This is a genomic window from Brachybacterium sp. SYSU DS0246, from assembly GCF_059391765.1.
Map to the genome: position 1 here is coordinate 1 of NZ_JBZXYT010000058.1, position 5,556 is coordinate 5,556.

Here is a 5,556-nt window from a genome sequence, read left to right on the forward strand (position 1 = left end):
ACTGAGGTGAACACCGCTGAGAACACTGAGGTGAACACGGCGGACAACACGGACGTGAACACCGCGGAGAACGATGCGGACAACACGGCCGACAACACTGAGGTGAACACCGCTGAGAACACTGAGGTGAACACGGCGGACAACACGGACGTGAACACCGCCGAGAACGATGCGGACAACACGACCGACAACACCGAGGTCAACACCGCCGATAACACGGCCGATAACTCCGCCGACAACACGGCGGACAACACGGCTGTCGCCGAGATCGACCTGACCCCGACCCGCGCGGTCCAGGGTGAGGACGACGTCCTGGTGCTGGGTACCGGCTACACCGCTGGCGGAACGGCTGATGTCTTCCTGAAGACTGAAGACGCCGACGTCGTCGTTACGCAGCTGGGCGGCGTGACGACCTTCGCGGCAGTCGCGGACCCGGGCGAGTACGTGACGACAGTGGATGTCGACGAGAACGGAGAGGTGTCCTTCCGGCTGCCGTCCTCCGGGTACGAGCTCGGCGACTACGTGGTGACGGTGATCGACACGGAAGATCCGAGTCTGGGCGACTCCGACCCGTTCACCGTCGTCCCGGCGGGCGGAACGTCCGACAACACTGCGGACAATACCGAGGCGAACACTGAGGTGAACACGGCTGAGAACACTGAGGCGAATACCGAGGTGAACACGGCTGAGAACACTGAGGCGAATACCGAGGTGAACACGGCTGAGAACACTGAGGCGAATACCGAGGTGAACACGGCTGAGAACACTGAGGTGAACACGGCTGAGAACACTGAGGCGAATACCGAGGTGAACACGGCTGAGAACACTGAGGTGAACACGGCTGAGAACACCGGTGACAACACCGGCGACGACGGCACTGCCGAGGGTCCGAACGTCTCGGTCGACCCGGACACGGTCGAGGACGGCGACTCCACCACGGTGACCGGCGAGGACTACCCGCCGAACACCGAGGTCGAGGTCCAGATCACCGATCCCGAGGGCAACCCCGTCGGCGACTCGGTGACTGTGACCACCGACGATAACGGTGACTTCACCACCGATATCACGGTTCCCGAGGGCACCGATGCCGGTGACTACCTGGTCGAGGCCACCGCCGAGACCGGGGAGAGCGCCACGGATGACCTCACGGTGACCAACGCATCGGGCTCGGACAACGACTCCGACAACGGTGCGGACAATGGTGCCGACAACACCGGCGACTATGGTGCGGACAACGCGTCCGACAACACCGGCGCCGACGGTACGTCGGGCGGTTCCAACGGCAACGGCTCGCTCGCCGAGACCGGCGCCGCCGGGACGGCTGCGATGGCCGGGCTCGCCGCCCTGCTGCTCCTCGCGGGCAGCGCGGCGCTGATCGGCCACCGCCGCGCCGGTCGCTGACCGACCCGGTACACACACTGATGGCCGTCGGGCCGGCACCTCGGTGCCGCGCCCGGCGGCCATCGGCCCGTCGTAACCGCTTCTTCGCAAACCCCCTCTTCTCCACATAGTTCGCAGAACGGACTCTCCTCGCATGGCTAAGCCCCGCATCCGCCGTCTTCCCGCGGTGGTCCTGGCGATCGTCGGGCTCCTCGCCGTCGGCCACATCGGCGCCACCCTCGCCTATACCGGTCCGGACACCCCGATCAAGCAGTCCCTGCAGCCGGCCCTGAACCGGTACTTCCTCGGCCCGCTCGATCAGGGCTGGAACCTCTTCGCCCCCGGCCCCTACTCCCAGGACGAGAACATGCTGGTGCGCGCCTGCATCAGCTCCCATGAGGTCTGCGCCGGCGGCAGCGACGCCGGGGCCGAGTTCACCCCATGGCGCAACGTCACCGCCGAGGAGCTCGAAGCGGTCGACTACAACATCTTCGCCAATCGCGAATCCCGCCAGTCCAAGGTGGTCCACGGCCGGCTCTGGCCTGCCGCCCGCGACCTTTCCCAGGACCAGCAGGCCATGGCGGAGGGCAACCACATCGACGGGGAGCCCGTCTTCGGCGTCGACCTCTACTCCGCCGAGGCCGAGCAGACCTACAGTCCTGCTCAGCTCAGCGACCTCCGCGTTTATCAGCGGCTCGAGGATTCCGCCGTGGGCCTGGGGACGCTGTACATGTACGAGGAGTACGGCGAGGACGTCACACTGGTCGAAGTGCGCATGCGCCGCGACGCGGTCCCCGACTTCGACCAGCGCCACGACCCGCCGGAGGAGCCCTCCCAGTCGTGGGTGAACATCGGCTGGCGCCCGGCGATGGAGTTCGACGAGGAGGTGTACGCAGCATGGTCGTGAAGGACTCCAGCACCTCCGCCCCGGTCCGGAACTGGCTGCGCACCCACCGCGACGGCCCGATGCGCCTGTTCGACCGCCTGATCACCTGGTTCATCGCCGACCGCCACGCCGATTACGGCTTCGCGATCATGCGCATCGCCTCCGGCAGCTTCCTGCTCGGCTGGCTGCTGCTGAACCTCCCGATCGCCTCGCGCATCTGGGGCCCGGGCTCCGGATACTGGCAGCCCTATCGCGAGATCCTCGGCTACAACTTCCCCTTCGACCTGCTCCAGCAGGCCGGGCCCGGGCTGTTCTGGGCCTGGTACATCGTCACCATCGCCCTGGTCGTCGCCTTCACCCTGGGCTGGCGCACCCGCATCGTCACCCCGCTGCTGTTCATCGCCTACACCACGCTGAACGGGCAGAACACGCCCATCTCCGACGGTGGCAACTACTTCATCCGGGTCATGCTGATCTACTTGATCCTGGTGGACATCTCCCGTCGCTGGTCGCTGGATGCCCGGCGCCGCGCCGCCAAAGACGCCCCGGAGACGCAGACCGGCTCCGTGCTGCACAACATCGGGTTGTGCCTGGTGGTCGCGCAGATCTGCATCGTCTACCTCGAGGCGGGGCTCTACAAGGTCCAGGGCTCGCTGTGGCAGGAGGGCACCGCGGTCTACTACCCGTTGCAGTCCGAGGCCTACGGCGTCTTCCCGCCGCTGGCGGACCTCATGACCCACTGGGCTGCGCCCGTGGTGATCGCGACCTACGTGACCGTGCTCGCCCAGATCGCCTTCCCGTTCCTGCTGTTCAACACCATCACCCGGCGGATCGCGCTGCTCATGCTGCTGGGCATGCACCTCACGATCGCGGTGACGATGGGACTGCCGTTCTTCTCCGGGATCATGGCCTCGGCCGACGCCGTGCTCGTCTCCGGCGCCACCTGGATCACGATCGTCACCTGGCTGCGGACCACCGTGACCGGCAATCGCTTCGCGCGCGGACTCCGAGCACGAGTCCGCCGCCGGCGAGCGGGGAAGGGGGCCGGCGGCTCCGAGGAGACCGGCACCGCCGCGGACTCCGACGCATCACGGGCCTCCGTGAGCCAGTGAGGCCCGCGGGGCCGTCGTCCGTCACCTGCTGACGCGGTCGCAGGCAGCCAGCCGGTCAGCGCGTGGAACGACCGCATCGACCAGGTGTGGGCCGCCTGCGCCTGACGCCGCGGAGTCGTGCGAGTCGCGGCAGCGCAGCTCGCGGCAGCGCTGCCGCATCCAGCACAGCAGCACGACATGGAGCGGGCGAGGCCGTGGGCCTCGTCCGCTCCATGTCGCGTTTCGCCATCGTGCACCGTGCACCGAGGTCCGCCCGGCCGAAGACTTCTGCTCTCGCGAGCTGCTCGAGGAGGCATTTTGCCGGTAGGCGGAGCGAGAGGCGCCGTGAAGTGTCGGTGCCTCGGCTGGTTCTGCCAGGGCCCGTAGGGGCCTTGCCGCGGGGTCGAAAGAGACGATTCCTGTGACCGTCTCGAGACATTCCGGAGGCGGATTTCGAGGTATCCAGAGGCGTGGCGTGGTGTTCAATCATCCATGGAACACCACCCGAGTCCATAGTGAACGGCGGGCGGCCGAACAGGCCGAGCGGTGTCTTCTCCTCCTCAGGTTCTAAGTAAGGGTCACGATGGCTCCTCAGCTCGGCGCGCTCAAAGGTAAGAAGAAGATCGGCGTCATCTCCGCACTGTCATGTTGCGGATGCGGTGGGCTCGCGTTTCTCCTGGTGATGATCACCGGCGTCCTGGGAGCGGTCTTCGCTCCTCCCGTGGACGAGACGCCGTCCGATCAGCCCACGGTCGCTGCCCGCGAGGCCGACGCTGAGACGGTCGCGCCGGAAGCGGCGACGGAGACCGCCACCCCGCCGCCGACCAGCACGCCGACACCGACCCCTACGCTGACCGCCGCGCCCGAGCCGACGCCTGACCGCTCAAGCGCCCTCGGCGTTCTCGCCGGGCTCGAGGTCAAGGGCCGCGCGCCGAAGACGGGCTATGACCGCGATTCCTTCGGGTGGCGCGATGACATCGACCGCAACGGGTGCGACACCCGCAACGACATCCTGCGCCGCGACCTCAGCGACATCGTGCTCGAGTACGGCACCGAGGGGTGCGTCGTCCTCTCCGGCGTTCTCGCGCCTTCGCCCTACAGCGGTGCGGACGTCTCCTTCCACCAGGAGGACGACAACTCTCTCGATATCGATCACGTCGTGGCTCTTTCCGACGCCTGGCAGACCGGCGCCGCGCAGTGGGATGAGGAGAAGCGGGTGGAGTTCGGCAACGACCCACTCAATCTGCTTGCAGTGGAAGACTCCCTGAACCAGCAGAAGGGTGATGGGGACGCCGCGACGTGGCTTCCGCCGAACAAGTCGTACCGGTGCGAATACGTCTCTCGGCAACTAGCGGTGAAGGACAAGTACGGCCTGTGGGTCAAGCCGGCCGAGAAGGACGCCATCGAACAGGTCCTCGGTGATTGTGAGGGCTTCGCCGCATTCGCTGACGACGAGGTCACGCCGGACCGCTGGGAGGGCGATGGTGCGCGCGAAGAGGCCGCCCCGGAACCCGAGCCCGCCCCGGAACCCGAGCCCGCACCGGAACCCGAGCCTGCACCGGAACCCGAGCCCGCCCCGGAACCCGAGCCTGCCCCCGAACCGGCTCCCGCACCCGAGCCCGAAGAACCGGCCGGCGGCAGCGTCCACTACAAGAACTGTGATGCGGCACGAGCGGCCGGGGCGGCGCCGGTGCGCGTCGGCGACCCCGGCTACTCACGCAAGCTCGACAGGGACGGCGACGGAGTCGGCTGCGAGAACTGACCGGACGGGACCGGGGCGGGGAAGCGCGTGGCGTGCCGCGAAGGGTGCACGGGAATCAACGAATTAACCCGCCAGCACCCTGAGCGTCATCGGGAGGCTACGGCTCGGTGACCCGGGGCTCATACCGTCGAGCGGCCCGATCCCCGGCGTCGCCCCTGGCGACGCGCATCCCCGCGAAAGGTCCCCGCTCCATGAGTCCCTCCTCGCCGCCCTCGGCGCGCGCCGCCGTGCCTGCCTCCCTGATGCGCCGCAGCAGCTGGCTGCTGCTGGCCCTCGCCCTCGCCGCCACCTCGCTGCTGTGGTCGCCGACCGCTCCTGAGTTGGACCTCTTTAGTGTGTCAGTGCATCAAGGATGGTTCGGGCGTCGTCGGTGAGTTCGGGGGTGGCTGTGATCTGCTGGCCGGCGAGGGTGATGGTCACGTCCTGCAGGGGCCGTA

At 67.6% G+C, this 5,556-nt stretch carries 3 protein-coding genes and 1 pseudogene; all 4 read left to right on the plus strand.

Annotation, left to right across the window (positions count from 1 at the left end; translation table 11 throughout):
* Positions 1–1,401: pseudogene (locus AC5020_RS16810) on the plus strand (hypothetical protein); the annotation flags it as partial.
* Between the two features lie 133 nt (positions 1,402–1,534).
* Complete coding sequence (locus AC5020_RS16815) at positions 1,535–2,287, plus strand: DUF5819 family protein (protein ID WP_464989132.1); 753 nt, start codon at positions 1,535–1,537, stop codon at positions 2,285–2,287.
* Positions 2,278–3,378, plus strand: coding sequence for an HTTM domain-containing protein (locus AC5020_RS16820; RefSeq protein ID WP_464989133.1), 1,101 nt, complete (start codon positions 2,278–2,280; stop codon positions 3,376–3,378). Before AC5020_RS16815 ends, AC5020_RS16820 begins: the two co-directional genes overlap by 10 nt.
* A gap of 562 nt (positions 3,379–3,940) precedes the next feature.
* The gene (locus AC5020_RS16825; protein WP_464989134.1) at positions 3,941–5,119 is read left to right on the plus strand and encodes a GmrSD restriction endonuclease domain-containing protein; all 1,179 of its coding nucleotides are present in this window, start codon (positions 3,941–3,943) and stop codon (positions 5,117–5,119) included.
* The last annotated feature ends 437 nt before the right edge of the window (positions 5,120–5,556 follow it).

Excerpts from the sequence above, each read along its gene's own strand:
- AC5020_RS16815 (WP_464989132.1), top strand. The coding sequence starts at position 1,535 with ATGGCTAAGCCCCGCATCCGCCGTCTTCCCGCGGTGGTCCTGGCGATC.
- AC5020_RS16820 (WP_464989133.1), top strand. The coding sequence starts at position 2,278 with ATGGTCGTGAAGGACTCCAGCACCTCCGCCCCGGTCCGGAACTGGCTG.
- AC5020_RS16825 (WP_464989134.1), top strand. The coding sequence starts at position 3,941 with ATGGCTCCTCAGCTCGGCGCGCTCAAAGGTAAGAAGAAGATCGGCGTC.